Consider the following 25,781-nt stretch of genomic DNA (forward strand, 5'->3'; position numbering starts at 1 on the left):
AAGATTTTAAATAGAAAAAGAGGATAAAGATGTCATTAACTGCTGGGATTGTTGGCTTGCCGAATGTTGGTAAGTCCACGTTATTTAATGCAATTACTAAAGCTGGAGCCGAGATGGCCAACTATCCGTTTGCGACGATTGAGCCAAATGTGGGGATGGTTGAAGTACCTGATAAGCGGCTTGCACGGATTCAGGAGCTTATTCCGGCTAAGAAAATTGTCCATACTACTTTTGAATTTACTGATATTGCTGGACTAGTTAAGGGTGCGTCAAAGGGTGAAGGCTTAGGTAATAAGTTCCTTGAGAACATTCGTCAAACTGATGCCATCATTCACGTTGTGCGGGCCTTTGAAGATGAAAACATTACTTCCGTTACCGGTAAAGTTGATCCAGAAGAAGACATCAACACTATTAATTTGGAATTAGCAATTGCCGACCTTGATGCTGTTAACCGCCGAATTAATAAAGTTAAGAAGATTGCCCAGCAAAATGATAAGGAAGCCAAGGCTGAATATGCAGTTTTGCAAAAAATTAAGCCGGTTTTGGAAGAAGGCAAAGCAGTTAGATCAATTGAATTTACTGATGATGAACAAAAGTTGGTTAAGGGCTTCTTCCTGCTAACAGATAAGCCAGTGATTTATGTAGCTAATATTGCCGAAGAATCAATGGCTGATCCAGAAAGTGATGAATTTTATCAAATTGTTAAGAAGCACGCTGAGAGTGAAAATGCGGAATGCTTAGGTATTTCAGCTGCTACTGAAGAAGAAATTGCTGGCCTTGATGATGACGAAAAAGCCGAATTTTTGGAAGCAGAAGGTGTCACTGAATCTGGGCTTGACCGTTTAATCAGAGCTGCTTACCACATCTTGGGCTTACGAACATTCTTTACAGCTGGTGGCCCAGAAACTAGAGCTTGGACATTCCACGAAGGGATGAAGGCGCCACAAGTTGCTGGTGTTATCCACTCAGACTTTGAACGTGGCTTTATTCGAGCAGAAGTTGTTTCATACACCGACTTAGATCAGTTTGAAACTATGCAAAAGGTTAAGGAAGCTGGTAAATTACGCCTTGAAGGTAAGGACTATGAAGTTCAAGACGGCGACATTATTGAATTTAGATTTAACGTTTAGGACAAAATAATGGCAGAAGAGAAAAAAGAAGAACAAGCAAAAATCGATACTAATAAGCAGGAAAAGTTAAAAGACAAGATTGAAAGTCAGAATAAGGATGATCAAGTTAAGCAGCTTGAGCCGGCAGAATTGCGTAAAGAATTGAGCAATAAGAACTCTGACTATGTTTTTCGTTTGCAAAAAGAATTGGAATTACAGGGCAAGCTCAGTCAAGCTGAAGCAGTCAGCAAGGTCGATGAGATATTGCCGCAATTAGTTGTGGCACAACATCACGGTCAACCCGCTAGCACCTACTACAATATGGCACCTAAACTAAAGGCTGCTGATATGTTAAAGCCCAAAGTACGCACGCCAGCAGATATTCCGTTCTGGCAATATGCTGTTGATAGTGCCTTACTGTACATCGCAATTTTCGTTGGGTTGTTTGGCGTAATTGCCTTGTTCCAAACTAACCAAAAGGCAAGTGCGCAAAGCTCACAAATGGGAATTTTGACTCTCTTAGTTGTTGGGGCAATGATGGGAGTCTTTATGACTAAGTATAATGAATGGGTTATTCCTGCTCAGACAGGGAACAAAAAGATTCCGTGGACTAAGTTAATCTTGGGCATGATTGCCATGTTAGCAATTTTATTTGTACTCATTTGGGTATTGTCAATTCCAGCTTTACGGATTATCAATCCAGTCTTATCAGGATTTGCAAACATTATTGTGGCAGCAGTTGCTTATGGTTTACGTTGGCTCTTTAGACGGCATTACCAGATTATTGGTTCAGTCTTTACACCGACCGCAAAAAGCAAATAGTGTGCTTTTCATCTATAAAAGTATTATACTAAACTATCAAATGCTAAAAAGGATAAACAGGCTCAAGTTGTCTGTTTATCCTTTTTTGAAGCTTTTTGCAGGTATGAAAATATAATTGTTTAACATAAAAGAAAGAGGTATTTAATGATTAACACACTGCGTAAATCAATTCGGCAGTATAAGAAGCAGTCTTTACTGTCGCCTTTATTTGTCACGGGTGAAGTTATCATTGAAATGTTAATCCCGTATCTAGTCGGTATTTTAATCGACAACGGAATTATGAAGGGGAACATGGCCTACATTACTAAATGGGGCACAATTCTTCTGATTTTGACGATTGTTTCACTGGTTTTAGGGGCTAGTGCTAGTTACGTGTCAGCTCACGCCGCTGCCGGCTTTGCCGCTAATTTGCGTAAAGACATGTTTTATCATGTTCAAGATTATTCATTTGAAAATATTGATAAGTTTTCAAGTGCTAGTCTGGTAACGCGGATGACGACGGACGTTAACAACATTCAAATGGCCTACCAAATGATCATCAGAATTGCGGTTAGAGCACCAATGATGCTGATTGTGTCAGTCATTATGTCAGTTATCATCAGCCCGCGTTTGTCGTTAATCTTTGTTGTGTTGGCACCGATTTTCATTCTGCTATTGGCAGTTGTGATTAAGAGTGCTTACCCATACTTTCCACGGATCTTTAGAGGTTATGACCGGATGAACCAAGTAGTTCGGGAGAACATTCGCGGTATTCGAGAAGTAAAGACTTACGTCCAAGAAAAGCCACAAACGGCTGAATTTAAGAAGTCATCTGGTTTTATTTACAAATTATTCTCAACAGCACAAAAGATTATGTCTTTGAACTCATTAATCGTAATGGCTGTTTTGAATATCTCTAACCTAGCTATCTGCTGGTTTGGTGCTAAAGAAATTGTCGGTGGCAGTTTGCAAACCGGTCAATTAATTTCTATGTTTTCATACTCTAACTCTGTTTTAAACAGTCTGAACATTTTGGCAATGATCTTTACGCAGTTAGTTATTTCTGGTGCTAGTGGCCGCAGAATTGCTGATGTAATTAATGAAAAGCCATCAATTGAAAATCCACATAAGCCATTGACTAACTTCAATAATGGTGAAGTGATTTTTGATCATGTAAACTTTAAGTATGACAATGATGATAAGGCCTTGGCTTTAAACGACATTAACTTGCACATTAGGCCGGGTGAAACAATCGGAATGATTGGTAAGACGGGATCATCGAAGTCAACATTGGTATCAATGATTCCGCGGCTTTACGATACCGATTCTGGTGCCGTACGGGTGTCAGGACACAACGTTAAGTCATATGATTTGAAGACCTTGCGCGACAACGTTGCCATGGTTTTACAAAATAATGTCTTATTCTCCGGTACCATTAAGGATAACTTGAAGTGGGGTAACGAGAATGCCACTGATGAAGAAGTAATTGCAGCAGCTAAAGTAGCTCATGCAGACGACTTCATCCAAGAAATGCCTGATAAGTACGACACAATGGTTGAACAAGGCGGGACTAACGTATCTGGTGGGCAGAAGCAAAGAATTACTATTGCTCGGGCCTTGTTGAAGAAGCCAAAGATCTTAATCTTAGATGACTCTACTTCGGCGGTTGATACCCAGACTGAACGTGAAATTCGGGAAGCCCTGGCTAAGAATATGCCAGAAACAACCAAGATTATCATTTCGCAACGGATTGTTTCTATTAAGGATGCAGACCGAATTGTTGTAATGAATGAAGGTAAAATTCAAGATATTGGAACCCACGATGAACTGATGAAGAACAATGAACTTTACAGTTCAATCGCTAAGTTCCAAGAAGAGCAAAAGAAGTAGGTGAGCAATTTGGATAACGCAATAGAAAATAAAAATGCAAGTAAGGGCGGTAAGCGTTCCACTACTTTGTGGCGGTTACTTAAATTAGTCGCAACTACTAGTCCATGGATGCTCATCACATCAATGATTGCGATTGTCTTAGCGGCTGGTGCCAATGTTTTAGGGTCACTATTTATTGAGCGACTAATTAATGATTACATCATGCCGTTATTGAAGCAGGCACAACCTAACTTTATGCCATTACTCCATGCAATTGAGGTTATGTTTGGCATTTATGCAATTGGTTTTATTTCTAACTACCTGTTTGCTGTTTTGATGGCTGTTTTGGCACAAAAGACGCAGTACAGAGTTAGAAATGAAATGTTTAGTCACATGGAACAATTGCCGATTTCATACTTTGATGAAAATGACTACGGTGACATCATGAGTCGGTATACTAACGATATCGATACGCTGATGCAGATGATTTCGCAGTCAATTCCACAGTTTATGAACTCAACATTGAACTTAGTCTTTGTTTTGGCTGCAATGTTCAGCTTGAGTTGGCAATTAACCATTTTCACGTTGATTATTTTCGCCCTGTCAATCGGGATTGTTAAGTTTTTGACTACGCGCTCAGCTCACTTCTTCAAGCTTCAGCAAAAAGAATTGGGTCAAGTCAACGGTTATAATGAAGAAATGTTAAGCGGCTTGAAAGTGATTAAGGTCTTCAGTCATGAACCAGAAGTTGAAGCAGATTTTGACAAATATAATGAAAGTTTGCGGGATGCTTCTGGTAAGGCCAACACTTACGCCACAGTTTTGTTCCCAATTATGGGTAACGTTGGTAACCTGCTGTATGTTATTATTGCCGTTCTTGGTGGTGCGGTTGCCATTAACAAGATTGCGCCATTATCACTTGGTGTAATCGGCGCCTTCCTGCAATTATCAAAGCAATTTGCAATGCCAATTGCGCAGATTTCGCAACAGTTGAACTCAATCGTTATGGCCTTAGCAGGTGCTGAACGGATTTTCCAATTAGAAGACCAACCAGTTGAAATTGATAATGGTGACGTTACGATTTCTAAAGATGAGGACGTTAAGGGCAGTTGGTACTGGAATGTACCGCAAAAAGACGGTTCAGTTAAGAAAATTAGAGTTAAGGGCCACATTGTTTTTGACAATGTTAACTTTAGTTATTCACCAGATAAGCAGATTTTGTACAATATTTCAATTGATGCTAAGCCGGGAATGAAGGTTGCCTTGGTTGGTGAAACTGGTGCTGGTAAGACTACGATTTCCAACATGATTAACCGGTTCTACGAAATTGCGTCGGGAACAATTACTTATGACGGGATTCCGATTACGCGGATTAAGAAGGACGACTTGCGGCAGTCACTGTCTATCGTTCTGCAGGATACGCACATGTTTACGGGTACTATTATGGATAATATTCGTTTTGGTAATCCAGAAGCTAGTGATGATGAAGTTTACCAAGCAGCTCGCTTATCGCACGCTGACGAGTTTATTCATCATTTGGATGACGGCTACAAGACAATTATTGACGGTAACGGTGGGGACTTGTCTCAAGGACAAATGCAACTGCTCAGTATTGCGCGAGCAATGATTGCTGACGAACCCGTAATGATTTTGGATGAAGCAACATCGAGTATTGATACGCAAACTGAAAAATTGGTTCAGGCTGGGATGGATAACCTTCTTGCTGGCCGGACGAGTTTCGTTATTGCCCACAGATTATCCACAATTGTTAACTCTGACTTAATCCTTGTGCTTGACCACGGTCATATTATTGAGGCCGGTAACCACGATAAGCTTATTAAGGAGAAGGGCTACTATTACGAGTTATACACTGGTAAGAAAGAAATTGAATAGTTTTGCTAAAGAGTTGAGAGTTTCTCAGCTCTTTTTTAATAAAAAGATAAAATTATGCCTGATTAGTAGGCTTTGACCTTAAAAATGATTAAAATGTTAAGCATAGGCCTTAGTGCCCGATGATTAATAGAACTTAAATAAAGGGGAGGATACGCCCTATGAAAATTTTGGTTGTTGATGATGATAAAGAAATCGTTGAGTTGTTGAGCATTTATTTAAAAAATGAAGGTTACACGCCAGTTGCGGCATATAGTGGTAAGGAGGCAATTACCCGTTTAACGACTACGCCAGATATTGCGTTAATGATTTTGGACGTCATGATGCCGAATATGAGTGGAATTGATGTGATTAAAGAAGTACGCAAGGATTCCGACATTCCGATTATTATTGTTTCAGCCAAGACTGGCGATATGGATAAGATTCAAGGACTGATTACAGGTGCTGACGATTATGTGTCAAAGCCGTTTAATCCGTTGGAAGTGATGGCTCGAGTGCGTTCATTACTGCGGCGCAGTCAAAAGCAGGTTAAGGATGAAAAGCCCGATGTCTTAGAGGTTGGACCGTTAGTGATTAACCGCGATTCACACGAAGTTAAGACAATTGACGGCAAGGACATTCAGTTAACTGCATTGGAGTTTGGTATTTTATATTTGCTAGCAAGCCATCCTAATCGAGTATTTTCAGCCGATGAAATTTTTGAACGTGTTTGGCAGCAAGAGTCGATTGTTTCTGCTAAAACAGTCATGGTTCACGTGTCGCACTTACGCGATAAAATCCAAAAGGCGACAGGTGGCGAAGATGTCATTCAGACTGTTTGGGGAGTTGGCTACAAAGTCGAGGCGTAATTAAATGAAAAAAGAACGCGTCAAGTTAACAGCTGCAGAAAAGAGCGAACTGTTTGCTGAGGGCGTCATTACGGTAGTATTGCTACTGCTGCTTAACTTATCAATTATTATTTTGGTCAATTTGACGATTTTGCGCGATAAGAATCTGATTAATGGCATTTACTTTCTTAAAAAAACTGTCACGGTTTTTGGCGGGCGGCATATGTGGTCGTGGCAACACACTTTTTTGCTGCTAATGGGTGCTGGCGATTTAATTGTGCTGTATTGGCGCTTAATTCGGCGCTACCACCAGATGCAACTACGCCACGTAATTTCGGAATTGCATTATATTGCTCAAGGTCACTTTGACCATTGCATATCTTTTAAGGTGAAGACTGACTTGCAGAAGGTAATTGACTCGATTAATTCTCTAGTTGACAGCACGGTGACCGCAATTAATGAGGAAAAGGCAATTGAGCAGTCCAAAGATGAGCTGATTAGCAATGTTTCGCACGATATTCGAACACCACTGACATCGATTATTGGTTATTTGGGTTTGTTAAAAACGGGAGTATCAGATCCTAAGGACCAGCAAAAGTACTTGGATATTGCCTACACTAAGGCTGAGCAGATGAAGTCTTTGGCGCATGACTTACTTGAATACACAACGCTTAAGTCAACCACGACAAAATTAAATCTGTCGCCGCTACACATTTTTTCAATGTTGGAGCAAGTAGAGGCGGGGTTTGAATTTGAAGCTGAAGAAAAAAATATCAAGTTTCAGATTGAGGTGCGCCCAAAGGACTTAACAATTCAGGCAGACCCAGAAAAATTGGTGCGAGTTTATAACAATCTGATTACTAATGCGCTCAAGTACGGCAGCGGTGCGAGTCAGATTAATTTGATTGCTAATTTAGTAAATGACAATGAGGTTGAATTGCGGGTAGAAAACAATGGTGCCAAGATTCCGCAGTCGTCACTGAAGAAAATTTTTGAGCGCTTCTACCGTGTAGAAACCTCACGCAATACGCAGACTGGCGGCACGGGCTTGGGATTATCGATTACCAAGAGTATTGTTGATTTGCATCATGGTAAAATCCGCTGTGAATCCGATGATGACTGGACGCGCTTTATTATTCAATTGCCGTTAGATTTAAAGAATGATAAAACAACTGGCTAGCTGTGTTATAATTTTGACTGAGATAAAAAAACAGAGGGGCACAGAATGAGTATTTCCTTAAATACCTGTATTTTAATTTTGAAAGAACACCACTTGTTGAAATCAAGTGCTGTTCAAGATACTGTCGCGACTAAGATGGAATATGTATCATACGATTCACGTGACATTAAGACTAACACCTTGTTTTTCTGCAAGGGTGCTGGCTTTCGACCGACTTACTTATTAATGGCTAAGGATAATGGCGCTAATTGTTACGTTGCCGAGCAACCTTATCCAGAAGGCAAAGGGATGCACGCGTTAATTGTGCGCGATGTTTCTAAGGCAATGGCACTGCTATCGGCAGCGTTTTTCCGTTTTCCTCAAGATGACCTATTTGTTGTGGCTATTACGGGAACAAAGGGTAAAACGACAACGGCATACTTTCTAAAAGGGATGTTGGACCAAGTCAATGGCGGCAAGACGGCACTGATTTCATCAGTTAATGATGTTGTTGGGACCAAACCTGAAGACAGTTTCAAGTCTAGTCTGACAACGCCGGAGTCACTGGACTTATTCCGTGATATGCGGCGCGCGGTTGATAATGGGATGACGCATTTGGTAATGGAAGTTTCCAGCCAAGCTTATAAAAAGAACCGTGTCTTTGGTTTAACTTATGATTTGGGCTTTTTCTTAAATATTTCGCCAGATCATATTGGACCAAATGAACACCCTAATTTTGCGGATTATCTGCACTGCAAATTACAGTTGATGGTTAATGCACGCAAGTGTATTATCAATGCTCAAAGTGATCACTTTGATGAAATTTACGCTGCTGCAACAACGACGACTGATCCGGATAGTATTTATCTATTTGCGGATGAAAAATTCACTAATCCTAATTTGAAGGCACTGATTGACTTCCGCTTTTCTTCAGAAGAAAGTGATATGGCAGAAACCCGCTTCCAAGTTTTGTGCGCAACAGATAAGGCTAAGGAACTGGCAATTGCTGGGGATTATAAGTTGAAGATGCTGGGTGACTTTAACGAGTCAAACGGGACCGCCGCAATTATCGGTGCTGGTCTAGCTGGTCTAAGTTACGCCGATGCTGCTAAAGGAATTAGCAACGTTACTGTGCCGGGCAGAATGCAGACGGAAGTGACTAAGGATCATGGGATTGTTGTGGTTGATTATGCCCATAATAAGGCGTCGATGATGGCGTTAATGAGCTTTATGCAGCGTGAATTTAATAATCCTAAAATTATTGTGGTCGTTGGTGCTCCCGGGGATAAGGGTGTGTCGCGCAGACCTGGTTTTAGTCAAAGCTTAAATGCATACGCAGACAAGGCCTTTTTAACGTCAGATGATCCGGGATTTGAAGATCCGAAGGATATTGCAGAAGAAATTGACGCCGGTATCGATCATGCCAAGGTTGATGTAACGATTGAACTTGACCGCACGAAAGCCATTCATGATGCGATCAGTATGGCTCACTCTGGCGATGTTGTGTTAATTTGCGGCAAGGGTGCCGATGGTTTCCAAAAGGTGCGCGGTATTGATACCCCGTATCCATCAGATATTGTTGTTGCCCAGCAAGTCATTGACGAATTGGAAGGTCAGAGCGAGCACTTTAATAAGTAAAAGAGCAGAAAAATGAAGCATTTTTTTAGTATTATTGGTGGCATGGGGACAATTGCCACTGAAAGCTACGTTCGGTTATTGAATCATCGGGTAAAAATTGCGAAGGATCAAGATTATTTAAATTATATTTTGGTTAATGATGCGCAAATTCCAGATAGAACAGCGTATATCAAGGATCATACTAAGCCTAATTGTTTGGTAGACTTACGTGAAGATGTTTTGGGACAAGCAAAATTGGGGCCTGACTTTTTCGTTATGCCGTGTAATACCGCGCATTATTTTTACGATGACCTTGCCAAATTGACGGATATTCCGTTTTTGCACATGATGCGCATTGCCGTGCACCAGTTTGTTGAAAAGTACCCGGATGAACCTAAGATTGGCCTAATTGCAACCGAAGGATCGATCTATGACCATCTTTATGCCGATGAGATTAAGGCAGTTGGGCGTGAGGTTGAGCTTGGCGGACCAGAAATTCAACCGCTGGTAACTAAACTAATTTATGCTAATATCAAGGAAAAAGGCGTAGTTGATCACGATTTATACCATCATATTTTGCAATTAATGCATGATAAATATGGCTGTAACGTGATTTTGCTTGGCTGTACGGAATTGTCCTTGGCTCAGGAAAAGGCACCGGACCACCCATACAACGTGATTGATCCCCAATCAATTATTGCCGACGTGGCTATTGAATTGTCGCTGAAAATACGTGCGGGGATGGATTCTAAAGAAGCTGCTAAAAAGTACTTGTATTAAACTTAAAAAGAAGAATCTGAAAACCCCAGATTCTTCTTTTTTACGGAAAATTGTAATCGATTTCACATAATTGATTGACAATTTTGCAATTATAGTTTAGTGTATTATGTAAGTAATACAATACTAAATGATATTTGCAAAAGAGGTAGGACGATGCTTTATCTTTTATACATACTGGTTGGTTTATTAATTATTTTGGCTGTTAACTTGGCGGTAACTGCCTGCTTGACCCTCAAGGACATCTATCAACATCGCGATCAAGAACAATTAGCCTTTGGTAAGGCGTTTAAAAAGTACTTTATTAAAAATAACAATCTGCCAGTAAGTTTGACTGATTGGGAAATATTATTGAGCTAAACTACTAGAGCCAAGGGGAAGGAGCTTGTCTTTAATTACCTTTTGTAACTTTAACTATTGACATTTGGTAACGTCTAGCTTATTCTTAAAGTAATTGAATACGGTTTCTTCGGGGCAGGGTGTAATTCCTGACCGACGGTGACAGCCTAAGTAAGCTGAAGTCCGTGACCCGCGTACATCGCGGTGGAGCTAGTGTGAGTCTAGCACCGACAGTTAAAGTCTGGATGGGAGAAGAACAAATACGACTAATATTTGACTCGCGTCGTTTTGAGTGAACTTCGCTGAAATCATATTTGGTTAATAATGAATGGACCTCGTTGAAATAATCAACGGGGTCTTTTTTTGTGTATTTAGGAAGTGAAGATAGTGCAAGACAAGGATTACATGCAGATGGCCGTTCATGAAGCTTTAAAAGCACAGGGTGCGACTTGGACTAATCCGCTTGTTGGTGCGGTTTTGGTTAAAGATGGGCAAGTATTGGCAACAGGCTACCACCACCAATATGGTAAAGAGCATGCCGAGATTAACACGTTGTCGCATTTAGCTAAGCCAAGCCTAGCGCAAGGTGCGACTTTGTACGTGACGCTAGAGCCATGCAGCCATTACGGCAAGCAGCCACCATGTGCTAAGCGTGTAGTGGAAGTTGGCATTAAGCGTGTGGTAGTTGGTCAGGTAGATCCGCATCAAATTGTCGGCGGCAAGGGGATGCAATATTTAAATGAGCATGGCCTTGAAACCGAAGTAATTGGCGGTGTAGAGCAGTTATATGAGCGCTATAACTTTTTCTATCAAAAAAAGCGCCCGTTTGTCACGCTCAAGTATGCGATGTCACTTGATGGCAAAATTAATGAAGCTAAGCAGAAGCGAACGTTTTTAACAGGTGATGCAGCCCAAATTGATGTCCAAAAACTGCGGTGCCGTAATCAAGCGATTTTAATTGGTGCTAACACATTACGCATTGACGATCCGCAATTAACAGTAAGAATTAAGAATTTGCCAATTCCGCCAATTAGGATTGTAGTCACGCGGGATGCCAACCAACTTGATTTTACTAAGCAATTATTTCAATTACCGGGACAAATTTGGCTGCTTAGTGAACAACCATTAACTAAAAAAATAGGCGAAAACGTTGAATGTCTAACGGCTGAAAAATGGACGCCAGAAAAAATTGTGGCGTTACTTGCGCAGCGTGAAATCCAGTCACTACTAGTTGAAGGTGGCAGCCAGATTCAAGCTGAATTTATTGCCGCTGACTTGGCAGATGAAATTATTGCTTATGTTGCTCCGCAAGTTTTAGGCGGTACCGGCTTACCGGCAGCAGTTGGCCCAGCTTTAAGTGCTAAATTGCAGTATCAACTTCTTAATGTCCAACAATTGGGTCAAGATGTGCGCATTTGCGCAAGGAGAGGATAAATGTTTACAGGAATAATTCAAGGCACGGGTAAAATTACGCGCTTAGACATTACAGAAAAGCATGCCAAGTTAGGTATTACTTCAGCCAAAATGGCCCAAAAAGATCTGCCACTTGGCGCCAGTATTGCAGTCAACGGTATTTGTCTGACAGTTACCGCATGGGATAATGATGAGTTTACGGTTGATGTAATGCCAGAAACAATGAAGCGAACAAACTTAGGCAACCTTACTAATGGCAGTTTAGTTAATTTGGAACCATCCGTTAGTGTCAACGGCACGCTTGACGGTCATATTGTTGCTGGTCATATTGATACAACGGCGGAATTAATTAAGCGTACAGAAACAGAAAATTCAATCGAGCTGCGCTTCCAAGTGCCGCACAAGTATGATCCGTATATTGTTGAAAAAGGCTCAATTGCAATTGATGGTATTAGTTTGACGGTCACAATGGCAGAAAACGATGTCTTTGGCGTTAGTCTAATTCCGTTTACTATTGCCAATACCACGTTAGCTAATTGCCAGGTTGGCGATCACGTTAATATTGAGGTTGATATGATTGGTCGTTACGCAGTTAAGCAGATTCAGGCGTGGAAAAAAGAATTTTAGGAGGATAAAAATGAAGGACGAATTAAACGAAAAAATGGCCAAAATTCTTGATCATATGAGAAATGGTGGCTTGGTTATCGTGGCAGATTCACCACAACGTGAGTCTGAGGGTGACATGATTGGTTTGGCAGAAAAAGTAACCCCGCAAATGGTTAACACCATGATTTCTAAAGCTCGCGGCCTATTATGTGTACCGATGAGTAAGGCATACGCTGACCGCTTACAATTAAGTCCACTTGAAACGGGTTCAAATGATACTTTCGGTACAGCCTTTACTCTTAGTGTCGACTCAACCGAGACAACAACGGGAATTTCTGCTTTTGATCGGGCTAAAACGATTAAAAAGTTGGCAGACCCTAATAGTCAATGGGATGATTTTTATCATCCTGGTCACGTTTTTCCATTGGTTGCCAAAGAAGGCGGCGTTTTAGAGCGGACTGGTCATACTGAAGCCGCACTTGATTTGGCTCGTTTAGCCGGAGTTGCCCCAGTCGGATTTATCTGTGAATGCATTAAAAAAGATGGTACGATGGCTCGCCGTAAGGACTTGAAGGCATTAGCAGAAGGGCTGGGCATTCCTTACTTGACAATTGAGGAATTAATTGAATACCGTAAACGGCAAGAAAATAAAGATTTGGCAATTGAATCCATTACTAAAGTTGATTTTCCAACTAAATATGGCCATTTCCAACTTGAAGGCTTTAGAGATAGTAAGCACCCAGACAAGCAGCCAACATTGCTAATTAGTAAGGGTGAAATTAAACCGGGTGAGCCACTCTTGTTGCGTTTGCACAGTGAATGTTTGACTGGGGATGTTTTTGGTTCTAAGCGCTGTGATTGCGGTGCACAACTGGCAGAAGCTTTGACTAAAATTGAAGAAAATGGCTCGGGTGCCGTGCTGTATTTGCGTCAAGAAGGCCGCGGAATTGGTCTGGAAAACAAATTGCGCGCATACAAATTGCAGGATGAAGGCATGAACACTGTTGAAGCTAATCAGCAATTAGGTTTGCCTGTTGATGCCCGCCGCTATAATGTTGCTGGCGAAATTTTACGCCAAAAAGGTATCACAGAAGTTAAATTAATGACTAACAATCCAGATAAGGTTGCCCAGTTAGAAAACTTTGGCGTGCAGGTAGTGGAACGAATTCCAATGGAAGTTGGTCTCACTGAGGAAAACAGACAATACTTGAGCACCAAGAAGCACGAAATGAATCATATTTTAAACGAGGTAGACTAAAATGAAAGAACTGACAGGAAAATTAGTGGCACAGCAAGATAAAAGAATTGGGATTGTGGTTGCCAAATTTAATGGTGTTGTGACTGATCGCTTGCTTAGCGGCGCTTTGGAACAATTGAAGATGTCCGGTGTATCTAGCGACAATATCGTTGTTGTTCACGTGCCAGGAGCATATGAAATTTCGCGGACTGTTAACTGTTTGGCTAAAAGTGGCAAGGTCGATGGCATTATTGCTTTGGGCGCAGTTATTCGCGGTGAAACTGACCACTATACTTATGTTTGTGAAGGTACAGCATCACAATTAGCAGCAGCCACTGCTAATGGCCCAGTGCCAGTAATGTTTGGCGTCTTAATGACCGATACTGTTGCTCAAGCAACTGATCGTGCTGGTGGTAAATCTGGTAATAAGGGTGCTGAATGCGCAACGGATATCTTAGAGGTTTTAAGCCTGGAAGAGCAAATCAACAATTTGTAATATTGCCATTTTTTCTTACATAAATACATGCTTAAAAAGCCATGACTGAGAAGAAGTCATGGCTTTTTTGTGATGTTAAATAATTTTATCGACAAAATCTTTTTTTAGAATTTGCGTTGCGTAGTTAATTTCATCTGTGAGTTTTGGTTGCGACTTGATTGTGGAAATAGAAAAATTAACGTTAATTTCATGTCTAGGTAGACGGACATAGTTGATATTAGACGGCTTTTGCTCATTAACAGCTTCGATACTGGTCGTCATATTTCCTAATCCTAGTTCAGCTAATTTAAGTGCAGTTGTGGAATCACGAACGTGGATAGTGGGATAGAATTCTAGGCCAATGTTGCTAAAGTAATTGTTGATAATTGCTTGGTAGCCTCGCTCACCATCGGTCACGATAAATTTTTCGTGATTGATTTTATTTAAATCCTGAGCTAACAGCTTGATTTCATGTTTACCAGCTTCGTATAAATGTGAGTGCCGTCCTAGAACCAAAACTTGTGCTGAAGTGTATAAGCTTTCATTTTTAACATTTGGTAGGAGAATCGTGTTGCCGACAAAAAGATCTAATTGCCCATCCTGAAAGGCTTTTTCGGCATCTGCCGTGCTTAATTCGAAAGTTTTGGTTTGCAGGTTAGGGAACTTTGCAAATAATTGCGGCAATACGACTAAGTTGAATCTTTCACCTAATGGCGGTGTAATTCCCATTTGTAAGGTAGGGAAATAATTTTTTTCATACTGCTTCATTTTTACTTTTAATTGATGCTGCAGCTGCAAGTTTTTCCGTAAATATTTAATTAATAGGTGCGCTGCTGGTGTTAATTTGATTGGCTTAGTATCGCGCTTAACTAAAATAACATTGTATTTTTGTTCGTACTTTTTAATGACGCGACTAAGATAGGGCTGACTCAAGTACAATTTTTGCGCCGCTTCCGAAATTGAATTGCTGTTTTCTAATGTTTCCAAAAAAATCAATAAGCGATTGTTCATTAATATTTACCTATACCTATTTTGTAATACTGATTTTAATAATTAAGTATTTCACATATTACCAATTATAGTATTTAATGAAAGCGTGAACAAGAACTTACTGATAGGAGGTTTACTTATGGTTAATAATCAAAAATTTCAATGGGATGCAGTTTATGATGTTGCCGTTCTAGGATTCGGTGGTGCTGGTGCTACTGCAGCAAGGTTTGCAGCAGATAATGGTGCAAAAGTTTTGCTAGTAGACAGTGCTCCAGAAGGACATGAAGGTGGTAATACAAGATATTCAGGTCAAATGGTCGGTGCTGGGACTGATTTTGAAGGTTTGAAAAATTATCACGAACACCTTGCAGCACCATTAAAGCCTGACAAAAAAGTTTTCAATGCCTTAATTGAAGGCATGGCTAACATGGGTGATTACTTTAGAAAATATTTAGACGTCGAGCCTGTGAGCATGAAAAAGCTGCTAGCTAATACGCCGTCAACTGCTTATGTGACAGAGTATCCAGAATTACCTGATGCGGATTCTTATGATGCCTATTTGGTACATAGTGGTGTTGATGATGCAGCATTGTGGAAGATTTTACGGCAAAAGGTTTTAGATCGATCTGATAAAATTGATGTTTGGTATGCTTCACCTGCAAAACATTTAATTCAAGATGGCGCTACTAAAACGGTGATTGGCGTTCAAATTGAACGTGACCATGTTTTGCGCAATATTAAAGTGAATAATGGGGTTGTTTTAGCCGTTGGTGGTTTTGAAAATAATAAAGATATGATCCAAGGCTTCTTGCAATCCTCTTACTTGTCACCAATTGGTACTTTGTACAACAAGGGTGACGGCATTAAGATGCTCGAAGAAGTAAACGCACAATTATGGAATATGCGTTCATTTGAGTCACTAGGTCAATTCCACGGGTTGTCATTAAGACAAGAAGAAGGCGCGCGTTCAACGTATGCTCTGAATGTCTTTTGGCAAGAAAGCTCCACTGGTAGTGTCATCGTTGTTGGCGATGATGGTACACGTTACTTTAACGAAGCAGAAATGAATCGTCATGGTCATATTTATAATCATGGTGATTGGGTTGTGCCGTTGAACCAAAACCATCCTTACATGATTTTTGACCAACAAAAATATGATGAATTGAAGAATGAACCAGACGATGGCTTGAAAGTTCCAGGTTTCTTGGAAAAAGCGATTAAGGCATCATCGATAACTGAATTAGCGCAAAAGATTGGCAAGAAGCCAGAGACACTTACTAATACCATTGCAGAGTTTAATTTTATGGTTGAGCAAGGAAAGGATTACGCCTTTCATCGCGAACCACAAACTTTGCGTGAATTCAGTGAGAATGGCCCATATTATGCAATTGCTTTAAGACAAAATATGCTAAATACACAAGGTGGGGGACGTCGTGATGATCACGCTCAGGTGCTTGATCCTGATAACCAACCTATTCCGCACTTGTATGAAGCAGGTGAATTAGGCGCACCATTTGTTAATAAATATACTACTGGTGGTAATGTAGCTGACTGTCTGATCTCTGGTAAAATTGCTGGTGAAAATGCGGCAGCTGTTAAGCAAGAATTGCCAGTTTCAGGTGGAATTAACTTAAATGATGTAAGTATTAATCCTAACTTTGATGCAACTAGTGATGAAGATAATCAAAAGTACTCAACTAGTAAAAACCAATACCTTGGCTATAGTAATCAAGGAATGGGTGATGGGGTAGTTGTTCGGACCACTCTTAGCGATGATGGTAAGATTGCCAATATTGAAGTGTTAAAGCAAACTGAGAGCGATGATTATGGACTAAAGGCAGTTCAAGAACTTCCAAAGAAAATGATTGCAGCTAACACTTATGATGTTGATGCTGTATCTGGTGCTTCACAAACAAGTAAGGCGATTAAAGAAGCGGTTAAGGATTCGTTAAATAAAGTAAGATAATAGATATAGTAAGTATAACTAGTTACAAGAACACCTCCTAGAGTTAGGAGATGTTCTTTTTGGTTATATAAAAGAAATGATTAAGATATGCTATATTTATATTAACAGAATAAAGAGGTGTATTACATGAAGAATCAAGATAAAGAAATTTTGAAATTAGTTAGTCAACAAACTAAGGTTTATTTAAAGAACTATGCTACCAAAGAAGCACCAACAACTGAATTTGTTGCAAATAAGCTTAATGTAGAACGTTCAGTTGTTAGTAAAAGGCTAAATGAGCTCTATAAGAACAGGCAATTAAGTAAGGTAAATACAAGACCGGTCATTTATTTGCAGCTTAAAGAGGGAACTCAAAACAATAAAACCTACACAAGTGTCAAAGACTTAAAAGCTGGCCAACAAAAATCAATTTGGAGTCAAATCATTGGCTACAATGGTAGCTTGAAAGAGGCAATAGAACGGCTTAAAGCTGCTTTAATGTATCCACCAAATGGACTACCTGTCATTATTTTTGGCGAGTCTGGAACTGGTAAAACATTTATCATTAACAAATTATTCAAATATGCGAAGCAACGTAAACTTTTTAATGATGATGCGCAGTTGATTGTAATAAATTGCGCTCAATATGCGAATAATCCTGAATTGTTATCTAGTCTGCTTTTCGGCTACACTAAAGGAGCTTTTACTGGGGCAGATATTGATAGTAGTGGTGCTCTTCAGTCGGCAAATAATGGCATTCTATTTTTAGATGAAGTTCATCGATTGAGCGCCGAAGGCCAAGAAAAGCTTTTTACCTACTTAGATACAGGGTACTTTTCTCCAGTTGGTAATAATGCTAAAAAATTAAAAAGCAAAACTAGATTGTTTTTTGCAACAACAGAAAAGGAATCTGATTTTTTGCAAACCTTTTTGCGTAGAATACCAATCAAAATCACATTACCATCCTTAGACCAGCGGGGAACGTATGAAAAAAGAGTTTTAACTTACGCTTTACTGATAGGACAAGCTAAACGTATTAATTGTAATATCAAGATTTCTAAGCAATGCCTTAGCTTAATTTATCATAGTCATTTTCATGCCAATGTCGGTGAATTAAAGAATTTATTACAAAACATTGTTGCTCAAAAATATGCAAAAGCTACACAAAAGCAAGAAATAGAAATAAAGATCGGTGATTTGCCGGGTGTAATTCTAGAACAAATGTCTAAGGATACTTACCCTTTAAGCCAAGGCGAAGAAAAGTGTATTTTTCATGCAACTGATACTATTCAAGAGCTATTTCATTATGATAATAAAGGGTATATTTCAAAAATCGAAGCTTCTTGGCAATGTTTATTAAGCTTACAAAACGATCAAATAGCTGACAGGACAAGCTACTACAAAATCGTAGAAAAAGAAACACATGAGATTTTGTATTCAACTTACAGCACAGATCGCTCATTAATTACTGATTACACCAATGTATTAACGAATATTTTTAATGTTATTCAAATTGATTCACTAAGCCTTAAAAACTCATCTGTGTATGATTTTGCTGTCTATATTTACTACTTAATGAGAAATGAGTTCGATCATGACTACACCGCTAACAAAGATGTCGCTAAAATTGAACAACTTTTTGCAACAGAACTGCAATTAATTAATAAAATGGCTCCATTAATTGAAATGCGTTTTGAAATAAAATTGCGAAAATGCGATTATTTGTGGCTAGCTATTTTGAGTTCGAATGATAATTTTACAGTTTCATCTAAAATACCAGCAATTGTAGTAGCGCATGGCTATGCTACAGCAAGTAGTATGGCAGATACCTGTAATCATTTTTTGCAAAGTGCAGTTTTTACAGCAATTGATTTAAAGCCTGATGTTTCTCGTGCTGAAATGATTGCAAATTTGAAGGATTTAATTAAAAGAATTAATCCTCAAGATGGCTTAGTAATATTAATGGACATGGGCGCACTAGATTCAATTATTGAGCCAATTAGAAACGATTGTAATTGTACCTTACTAGTAATCAATAACGTTAGCATGGCTGTAATTTTAGAAATTGGAAATAAGCTATTGCAACAAAAGGGATTACATGCGATCCAACATGATTTACCTAGAGATACTATTAAAAGCAAACTTTGTGTTCCCAGAGTTGCTGCAGCTGCCACAATTATTACCACTTGCATGACTGGCGTCGGTAGTGCACAAAGAATTAAGACAATGTTAACGCAAAGTTTTACTAATCTGATAAATGTTCAAGTAGAAGCCTTTGACTTTAAAGAATTAGTAAATTATCGCGACTTAAATTTGTTTTTAAATAAAAATGTGATTGCAATTGTAGGCATTGATAATCCTGATGTTCCTGGAGTGCCATATTTTGGTTTAGAAGAAATTATTTCTGGCACTAAAATAGAGGGCTTAAAGCGAATTCTAGAGCCATTTTCAACTACTAAAAAAATTGAATTATGGGAAAACCGGCTAATTGAGAACTTTTCTCTAAACAGAATAATAGATACCTTAACTATTATTTCTCCGGACAAGGTAATGAAAGTCATCAGTAAATATTTAACTGGCGTTCAAAAGGACTTAAATATGAAAATTCCCAATAAGGTCGCTATCTCATTGTATGTTCATATTGCAAATATGGTTGAAAGAATTATCCGTGGTAATGAAATTGAAGCTTACGAGGGAGACAACAAGAACATTGTTAAAGATAGCTGCTTTAGTGTGCTAAAAAAGCATAATAGTGTGCTGGAAAATGAATTTTTAATTAAAATCACCGACCCGGAAACTGCATACATAAGAGACATTCTTCTATTGAGTTAAGCGCTCGCACAGTACTTGGAACGTCTTTTGCTAATAAGTAAGTGAATATCTTATTTAGCAAAAGGGAGGTCATTATGTGAAAGATATTATTTTAGCTACTCATGGCAATTTGGCCTTTGAGTTTAAGAAGACAGCCGAATTAATCGTTGGTCATATTGATAACATTCAATGCTTCGGAATGACTAAAGATAAATCTGCTGCAAAAGGGCAAAAAGAGTTAGAAAATCTAATCAAAAATACTGACGAAGATAATCTAATTATCTTAACTGACCTATATGGTGGCAGTTCCAACAATATTTGTACTGAATTGTTACTTAAAGGTCACCACTTCCAACTACTTTCAGGTCTTAACTTACCGTTATTGCTTACATTTTTAACGATTGATTCTTCAAACATGACATCAAAAGAATTGGTTAAGCAATTAAAGGAAGCAGGAGTTGCCGGTATTATCGACGTTAGCGAAAAGATTGAAAGAGGTGTGGCTAGCGATGATTAAGTTAGTTCGTGTTGACGAGAGATTATTACATGGTCAGGTTGCGATAGGTTGGACTTCCAATTCAGGTGCAAACACAATTCTAGTAGCCAATGATGAGGCTCAACAAGATAAGGTTAAAGCAATGGCATTAGATTTAGCTAAGCCTGCTGGTGTTAAGCTTTACATTCGAAACGTGGCTGAATCAGGCGAAATTGTTAATAAATTTGCTTCTGCAAAGAAAGCACAAGTATTAGTTTTAGTGCGTAATATTCAAGACGCCCTGAAGCTCATTAAAGGTTCAAATGGCACTATTACAAACTTAAATGTTGGTGGCGTTAAATTTGAAGATGGCAAGAAAAAGTTGAATGACTTTGTTGCTGTTTCGGATCAAGACATTGTAGACCTGAAAGAAATTCAAAAGATGGGAGTTGAACTTGATTTTAGGATGTTACCTAGAGATAAGAAACTAAGTCTTTCTGATTTATTGGGGAGTGATAAATAATGATACAAGCTTTATTAATCGGCTTAATTGCCGGTATCGGTATGCTTGATGAACGTGTACTGGGTGCGACTTTATTTTGCAGACCTATCGTTTTAAGCCTTTTTGTAGGTTTAGCATTGGGCGATTTAAAACAAGGAATTATTATTGGTGCGCAACTTGAGTTAGTTTGGATGGGAATTGCTGGTATTGGCGCTTCAACTCCTCCAGACTACGTTACTGGTGGTGTCATTGGTACAGCAATGGCAATTATTTCACACCATGGTATTGGGATTGCTTTAACGATTGCAGTTCCTGTTGCAGTTTTAGCTGCTAACCTCGGTACCTTAGTTCGTGTTGGTAACCTATGGTTTTCTCATAAAGCAGAAAAATATGCGGAAACGGCTAATTTTAGAGGGGTAAACATGATGTTGCTTTTGCCAACGATCTTATTCTTCTTTAGTGCTTTTATCCCTGCTTTTTTAGCAATGCTTGTGGGTTCTTCAACAATTAATGTAATCATTAATGCTATTCCTAAAGTGATTTTAGACGGCTTAACCATTGCTGGTAATCTCTTACCAGCCGTTGGTTTTGGGTTATTACTTGATATGCTATTTTCGAAAAAGCTGTTTGTATTCTTCTTCATTGGTTTCTTTCTCTGCGCTTATCTGAAATTAGACATTACTGGTATTGCAATTCTCGCAATTTGTTTAGCTATTGTAATAACTATCTTTGGTAAGAATAATAATGATTCTTCTGACCAAAAAGATGAAACAAAGACAGAAGATAATTTAACGGAAGGGGATATTGATTTTGAATAAGAAAACTTTAACCAAAAAAGACCTCCACTCAATCTTTTGGCGTGCATTTGCACTACAAGGTGGTTTTAACTACGAAAAAATGCAAAATATTGGCTATGCTTATGCAATGGAACCTGCCATTAAACGCTTATATTCATCGGCTAAAGACCGAGCTGCTGCTTTAAAACGTCACTTAGCACTGTTTAATTGTACGCCAGCAATGACCCCAACAATTTTGGGTATTTCTTGTGCTATGGAAGAGCAATATGCCAATAATCCTGACGAAATCAATCCTGATTCAATCAACTCTGTTAAAGCATCCCTGATGGCACCATTTTCTGGAATTGGTGATTCAATTTTATTTGGTACCTTTAGAGTAATCGCAGCTGGTGTCGGCGTGTCATTCTCAAAGCAAGGAAATATTTTAGGCCCGATCCTATTCTTCGTACTTTATAACTTACCAGCAACTTTACTTAGAGTATTCGGCCTCAAGTATGGCTATGAGTGGGGTGTAGAGTCACTCGACAAAGTGCAAAAAAATGGTGTTATGGATCAAATCATGCAAATTGTTGGAATAGTCGGCATGATGGTCGTAGGTGGCATGGTCGCAACTATGCTGCCAGTAACTACACCTCTTAAATTTGCAATGAGTGGTGCAACAATTAAAATTCAATCAATATTAGACAAAATTATTCCTGAAATGCTACCGCTGTTAGCTACTTTGTTAGTATTTTGGCTAATCAGAAAGAAAGTAAGTACGTCAAAATTAACAATTAGCGTTTTGATTTTAGGTATTTTATTACACGTTATTGGGATTTTATAAGGGAGATTTAAAAAATGAATTTAATTCAGCAATATATTTCAGAAACACCAAAGCAATTGGACAAAATTGTTAAGGGTAGTAAGGAGCTTTTCGCTAATGTAGCAAAAAGAGATATTAATAAAATTATTATTACTGGTTCAGGTACCAGTTACCATTCAGGTTTGCAAATGCAATCTTTGATGAGAAAACGTTCCGGAATTGAAGTTCTCGCTTTTTATCCCTTTATGCTAACGCCTGACTTCTTTGTTGGCGACAACACACGCACATTGCTCATTGGTATTTCACAAGGTGGCAGCAGCTTTAGTACCTTTAACGCCATGAAGACTGCTAAAAAGGCTGGCTGCATTGTTGGCACAATGGCTGGCGAAACTGGTGCCTACATTGACCAAATTGCAGACGAAGTTATGACTGTTAATATTGGTGAAGAAAAAGCTGGAGCTAAGACCAAAGGTTATTATTGTACGAAATTAAATTTGCTACTGTTAGCTGACTACATTGGACTTGAAAACGGCAATTTAACTAAAGATCAATTTGACGAAGATATTAGCAATTTGAACCAAACGCTAGAGCAATTTCCTCATGCTTATGACCGTGCTTACAAGTGGGTTGAAGAACATAAAGAGAAGTTAGCAAAGACTGATAACTTACGTGTAGTTGGACCTTCTATGCTGTATGGGGATGTCTTAGAAAGCTCACTCAAAGTATTGGAAACTTGCCGGATGCCAGTTACCGGATATGACTTTGATGAGTTCATTCATGGTATTTATAACGCAATGAATGAAAGGGCTAGTGTTGTTATCTTAGATAATGGCACAGAGCCACGTTGTCAAAAGATGATTGAGGTCTTAGGCGACTGGACCAACAACTTATATTTGGTTGATACCTCTGATGCTAACAATGGTAATCACTTTGGTTATGACGTTGATGTTCCTAAGGACTTTGAAACCTTTATTTATCCAATGCTTATGCAAGTAATGGCATCAATCGTTCCAACTGTTATGGGCTTTGATCCCAATACTCCTAAAGACCCTAACTTCCACATGAAGCTGGGTAGTAAAAAATTTAACCACTAATTATTAAGTAGAGCATTGATAACCGACTGGCTACTAAAAAGTGGTGGCTGGTCCGTTCACTCTTAAATTATGCAACAGGGGAGATACTCCTATCATATCCAAAAAGGCACTAACCAATTATTTGGCTAGTGCCTTTTCTTCATCTATTTCTTCTAAGATTAGCGAATTACCACAGCTCTTGCATGTCTGCTTTTACTGGTAAAAATACGCATAAACTGCTGAGTCGTTACCCAAAATGACTTATTTGGCCAAGACTTTTTCATATACGGATCAGCTATCAAAAATTGACCTTTTTTGTAGCCAACAAGAGCAAGTACATGGTATGGTCGCCCATTTTGATAATGCCATGAACCTGCAGTTATTACTGCATTCCCATGTTTGACCTCGTTAATTAACGTTTTCTTTGAAGTGCCTGAAATATTTGCAGCATTATCGTCGTATTTTTTAGCATAATCAGTCAAAGGCTTAGGATAAATTGTCCAAACAACATTATTGGGGCTTTCCTTATAGGGATTTCCATTAAAACCTGTTTTTGGGCTTGAACTTTTAGGCATATTCTTAATGATCGTCTTTAAACTAGTTTTCAGCGCAATTCCTTTAACCGACAAAGCCATTTTAAGACTTGCAGTTTCACAGGCATTAGGCGCATAAAGTGGATATAGATGTGTAGGGGAGAACGTATTTATTAGTTTTGCTTAAAGCACTGCTATTTATTAAGCCAACCATAATTATGACCACGCCGGCTAATTTCAAAATATTTTGTTCCGTTGACTACAGCTACTTTATCCAATTGCACAAGCTTGTGTTTTAACTTTTTCGTTTTAGTTAAAGGCTTTGCTTCATTATTTTCATTTGTATCTGGTGGTTGTGACCATAGTTGATATTTAGCAGAGCTTACCTGACGACAATTATAATTACGAGCAGATTGAATAACTGGTGTTGCATTAGTAGCTGCCTGGACTTTGATACTAGTACACATCATTAGTGAACTCAATAATAGCAAGACTTTCCACATATTCATTCTTAATCCTCCAAGTTTTATTATTGATTATAGGTCCGACAGTAATATTTTTACATAATATTTTCTTTTGAAAAATTCTTTACTATCAGCCTGATATTTTTATTTTTCGTTAGGTGCAGCAACAGAAGCTCTTACTTTTAACTTGGGATGATGAACAATGGAATTAAGTTTTTTACCCTGAATTAATTTCAAAATTCCCTGACCAGCTTCTTTACCAACAGAGGTTCGTTCGTAGTTCATTGTTGTTAAACTGGGAGTTAAGTATGCGGCTGAGTCAAAATCATCAAAGCCAACTAGTGAAATATCCTCTGGGACTTTCAACTGCATTTTTTTAAGCATATCTAAGACTAATAATGCCAAGCTGTCATTGTAGCAAGCGATTGCCGTCGGTCTTTGACCATCTTTTAGGTAAAAGGCTATTTTTTTACTGATTGTTTGAAAAGGATCATGAGAATTGTACATGATAATACTGCTGTTAGAGAGATTGGAGCTGGTCTCTTGGTAAGCTTTCATGAAGCCATTCATTCGGTGTACACCTTGAAGATCATCTACCTGAAATATTCCTAGTATTCGCTGGTGCCCCATACTAAGTAGGTATTTGATGAGTTCTGTTTCTGCTGCCTCATCATCATTTGTGATTGATGGAAAGTTTAACTTAGGGTATTCAGCGTTAATAAATAGTAGTGGAATTTTACTCTTAGCGACTCGTTTATAGATATCGAGATTAGGACTAGGCTTAGCACTTTCGCTTGGTTCGACAATTAAACCCGCAATTTGTGAATCAAGCATTTTAATTAAGCTTTCACGTTCTTTTTTTGGGTGGTTATGTGTATTAGCGATGAGAAGTGAGTATTCTTTTGTACTGATTTCAGTGTCAATCTGTGAGATTATCTTGGGGAAAATATAGTCTGCGATATGCGTACAAATTAATCCGATTGTTTTACTTTCGGGATTAACTTGCCATTTTTTGTTCCAGTCCTGAATAAACATGCCGCTACCCTGAACCTTGTAGATTAAATGCTCATCTTGCAATTCAGATAATGCTTTACGAACAGCATAACGTGATTTATTGAAGCGGTGCATTAGTTCGGTTTCTGTTGGCAATTTTTGATTAACTTGAAAATGTCCAAAAGTTATTTCTTTTTTTAGAGTTTCTTTGATTGCGAGATAATCGCTTTTCATTTAAGGTTCCTCCATGAATTTATTTGATTATTATTTATCATGT

24 protein-coding genes and 1 riboswitch are annotated in these 25,781 nt (G+C 38.8%); of the genes, 20 read left to right on the forward strand and 4 right to left on the reverse strand.

The window, feature by feature from the left end:
- Positions 1 to 29: 29 nt before the first annotated feature.
- The 13 genes from ychF (at position 30) to ribH (ending at position 14,140) form a co-directional block, all read left to right on the forward strand.
- Positions 30 to 1,130, forward strand: a complete 1,101-nt coding sequence (gene ychF, locus OZX76_RS01100) for a redox-regulated ATPase YchF (protein ID WP_277143850.1) — start codon at positions 30 to 32, stop codon at positions 1,128 to 1,130.
- 9 nt (positions 1,131 to 1,139) lie between these two features.
- Positions 1,140 to 1,931 (forward strand): DUF1129 family protein, encoded by a 792-nt coding sequence (locus tag OZX76_RS01105; RefSeq protein WP_277180232.1) that lies wholly within the window; start codon positions 1,140 to 1,142, stop codon positions 1,929 to 1,931.
- 144 nt (positions 1,932 to 2,075) lie between these two features.
- Entirely contained in the window at positions 2,076 to 3,800 is a 1,725-nt protein-coding gene (locus OZX76_RS01110) for an ABC transporter ATP-binding protein (protein WP_277180234.1), read from the forward strand.
- 9 nt (positions 3,801 to 3,809) lie between these two features.
- A complete protein-coding gene (locus OZX76_RS01115) occupies positions 3,810 to 5,672 on the forward strand; it encodes an ABC transporter ATP-binding protein (protein WP_277180236.1) in 1,863 nt (620 codons plus the stop codon).
- Between the two features lie 158 nt (positions 5,673 to 5,830).
- Positions 5,831 to 6,517 (forward strand): response regulator transcription factor, encoded by a 687-nt coding sequence (locus OZX76_RS01120; protein WP_277133269.1) that lies wholly within the window; start codon positions 5,831 to 5,833, stop codon positions 6,515 to 6,517.
- 4 nt (positions 6,518 to 6,521) lie between these two features.
- A complete protein-coding gene (locus tag OZX76_RS01125) occupies positions 6,522 to 7,676 on the forward strand; it encodes a HAMP domain-containing sensor histidine kinase (RefSeq protein ID WP_277180238.1) in 1,155 nt (384 codons plus the stop codon).
- Between the two features lie 45 nt (positions 7,677 to 7,721).
- The gene (locus tag OZX76_RS01130) at positions 7,722 to 9,293 is read left to right on the forward strand and encodes a UDP-N-acetylmuramoyl-L-alanyl-D-glutamate--2,6-diaminopimelate ligase (RefSeq protein ID WP_277180240.1); all 1,572 of its coding nucleotides are present in this window, start codon (positions 7,722 to 7,724) and stop codon (positions 9,291 to 9,293) included.
- A gap of 12 nt (positions 9,294 to 9,305) precedes the next feature.
- Complete coding sequence (locus OZX76_RS01135) at positions 9,306 to 10,052, forward strand: amino acid racemase (protein WP_277180242.1); 747 nt, start codon at positions 9,306 to 9,308, stop codon at positions 10,050 to 10,052.
- A 153-nt stretch (positions 10,053 to 10,205) separates the two neighbouring features.
- Positions 10,206 to 10,409 (forward strand): hypothetical protein, encoded by a 204-nt coding sequence (locus tag OZX76_RS01140; protein WP_277180244.1) that lies wholly within the window; start codon positions 10,206 to 10,208, stop codon positions 10,407 to 10,409.
- Positions 10,410 to 10,510: 101 nt separating this feature from the next.
- Positions 10,511 to 10,649, forward strand: a riboswitch (FMN riboswitch).
- A 126-nt stretch (positions 10,650 to 10,775) separates the two neighbouring features.
- The gene (gene ribD, locus OZX76_RS01145; RefSeq protein WP_277180246.1) at positions 10,776 to 11,822 is read left to right on the forward strand and encodes a bifunctional diaminohydroxyphosphoribosylaminopyrimidine deaminase/5-amino-6-(5-phosphoribosylamino)uracil reductase RibD; all 1,047 of its coding nucleotides are present in this window, start codon (positions 10,776 to 10,778) and stop codon (positions 11,820 to 11,822) included.
- Complete coding sequence (gene ribE / locus OZX76_RS01150; RefSeq protein WP_277180248.1) at positions 11,823 to 12,428, forward strand: riboflavin synthase; 606 nt, start codon at positions 11,823 to 11,825, stop codon at positions 12,426 to 12,428. It begins immediately after the preceding gene.
- A gap of 10 nt (positions 12,429 to 12,438) precedes the next feature.
- Positions 12,439 to 13,665: a GTP cyclohydrolase II gene (gene ribA, locus OZX76_RS01155; protein ID WP_277180250.1), complete on the forward strand. Its 1,227-nt coding sequence runs from the start codon at positions 12,439 to 12,441 to the stop codon at positions 13,663 to 13,665.
- A 1-nt stretch (position 13,666) separates the two neighbouring features.
- The gene (gene ribH / locus OZX76_RS01160; protein WP_277133281.1) at positions 13,667 to 14,140 is read left to right on the forward strand and encodes a 6,7-dimethyl-8-ribityllumazine synthase; all 474 of its coding nucleotides are present in this window, start codon (positions 13,667 to 13,669) and stop codon (positions 14,138 to 14,140) included.
- A 75-nt stretch (positions 14,141 to 14,215) separates the two neighbouring features.
- Here ribH and OZX76_RS01165 read toward each other — a convergent pair whose 3' ends face one another.
- On the reverse strand, positions 14,216 to 15,130 hold the full coding sequence (locus tag OZX76_RS01165; protein WP_277180252.1) for a LysR family transcriptional regulator: 915 nt from the start codon (positions 15,128 to 15,130) through the stop codon (positions 14,216 to 14,218).
- Between the two features lie 118 nt (positions 15,131 to 15,248).
- Here OZX76_RS01165 and OZX76_RS01170 point away from each other — a divergent pair, with 118 nt between their 5' ends.
- The 7 genes from OZX76_RS01170 to OZX76_RS01200 all read left to right on the forward strand — a co-directional run bounded on the left by OZX76_RS01170 (position 15,249) and on the right by OZX76_RS01200 (position 23,535).
- Positions 15,249 to 17,075, forward strand: a complete 1,827-nt coding sequence (locus tag OZX76_RS01170; RefSeq protein WP_277180254.1) for an FAD-binding protein — start codon at positions 15,249 to 15,251, stop codon at positions 17,073 to 17,075.
- Between the two features lie 126 nt (positions 17,076 to 17,201).
- A complete protein-coding gene (locus OZX76_RS01175) occupies positions 17,202 to 19,886 on the forward strand; it encodes a sigma 54-interacting transcriptional regulator (RefSeq protein ID WP_277180256.1) in 2,685 nt (894 codons plus the stop codon).
- Positions 19,887 to 19,962: 76 nt separating this feature from the next.
- Positions 19,963 to 20,382 carry a PTS mannose transporter subunit IIA gene (locus tag OZX76_RS01180; protein ID WP_277180258.1) on the forward strand — a complete coding sequence of 140 codons (420 nt, stop codon included), beginning with the start codon at positions 19,963 to 19,965 and terminating at the stop codon, positions 20,380 to 20,382.
- Positions 20,375 to 20,863, forward strand: a complete 489-nt coding sequence (locus OZX76_RS01185; RefSeq protein ID WP_277180260.1) for a PTS sugar transporter subunit IIB — start codon at positions 20,375 to 20,377, stop codon at positions 20,861 to 20,863. The genes OZX76_RS01180 and OZX76_RS01185 overlap by 8 nt, the downstream gene beginning before the upstream one ends.
- The gene (locus OZX76_RS01190) at positions 20,863 to 21,660 is read left to right on the forward strand and encodes a PTS sugar transporter subunit IIC (RefSeq protein ID WP_277133300.1); all 798 of its coding nucleotides are present in this window, start codon (positions 20,863 to 20,865) and stop codon (positions 21,658 to 21,660) included. Before OZX76_RS01185 ends, OZX76_RS01190 begins: the two co-directional genes overlap by 1 nt.
- The gene (locus OZX76_RS01195; protein ID WP_277133302.1) at positions 21,653 to 22,462 is read left to right on the forward strand and encodes a PTS system mannose/fructose/sorbose family transporter subunit IID; all 810 of its coding nucleotides are present in this window, start codon (positions 21,653 to 21,655) and stop codon (positions 22,460 to 22,462) included. The genes OZX76_RS01190 and OZX76_RS01195 overlap by 8 nt, the downstream gene beginning before the upstream one ends.
- 14 nt (positions 22,463 to 22,476) lie before the next feature.
- On the forward strand, positions 22,477 to 23,535 hold the full coding sequence (locus OZX76_RS01200) for an SIS domain-containing protein (RefSeq protein WP_277180262.1): 1,059 nt from the start codon (positions 22,477 to 22,479) through the stop codon (positions 23,533 to 23,535).
- Positions 23,536 to 23,693: 158 nt separating this feature from the next.
- On the opposite strand, the gene OZX76_RS01205 is transcribed toward OZX76_RS01200, so the two are convergent.
- From OZX76_RS01205 to OZX76_RS01215, 3 genes are all read right to left on the reverse strand, one after another.
- Positions 23,694 to 24,221 (reverse strand): C39 family peptidase, encoded by a 528-nt coding sequence (locus tag OZX76_RS01205; RefSeq protein ID WP_277181460.1) that lies wholly within the window; start codon positions 24,219 to 24,221, stop codon positions 23,694 to 23,696.
- 20 nt (positions 24,222 to 24,241) lie between these two features.
- Positions 24,242 to 24,556, reverse strand: coding sequence for a GW dipeptide domain-containing protein (locus OZX76_RS01210; protein ID WP_277180264.1), 315 nt, complete (start codon positions 24,554 to 24,556; stop codon positions 24,242 to 24,244).
- 99 nt (positions 24,557 to 24,655) lie between these two features.
- On the reverse strand, positions 24,656 to 25,738 hold the full coding sequence (locus OZX76_RS01215; RefSeq protein WP_277180266.1) for a GntR family transcriptional regulator: 1,083 nt from the start codon (positions 25,736 to 25,738) through the stop codon (positions 24,656 to 24,658).
- Positions 25,739 to 25,781 lie beyond the last annotated feature (43 nt).

This window comes from Lactobacillus sp. ESL0677 (genome assembly GCF_029392875.1).
Lineage (GTDB): Bacteria > Bacillota > Bacilli > Lactobacillales > Lactobacillaceae > Lactobacillus.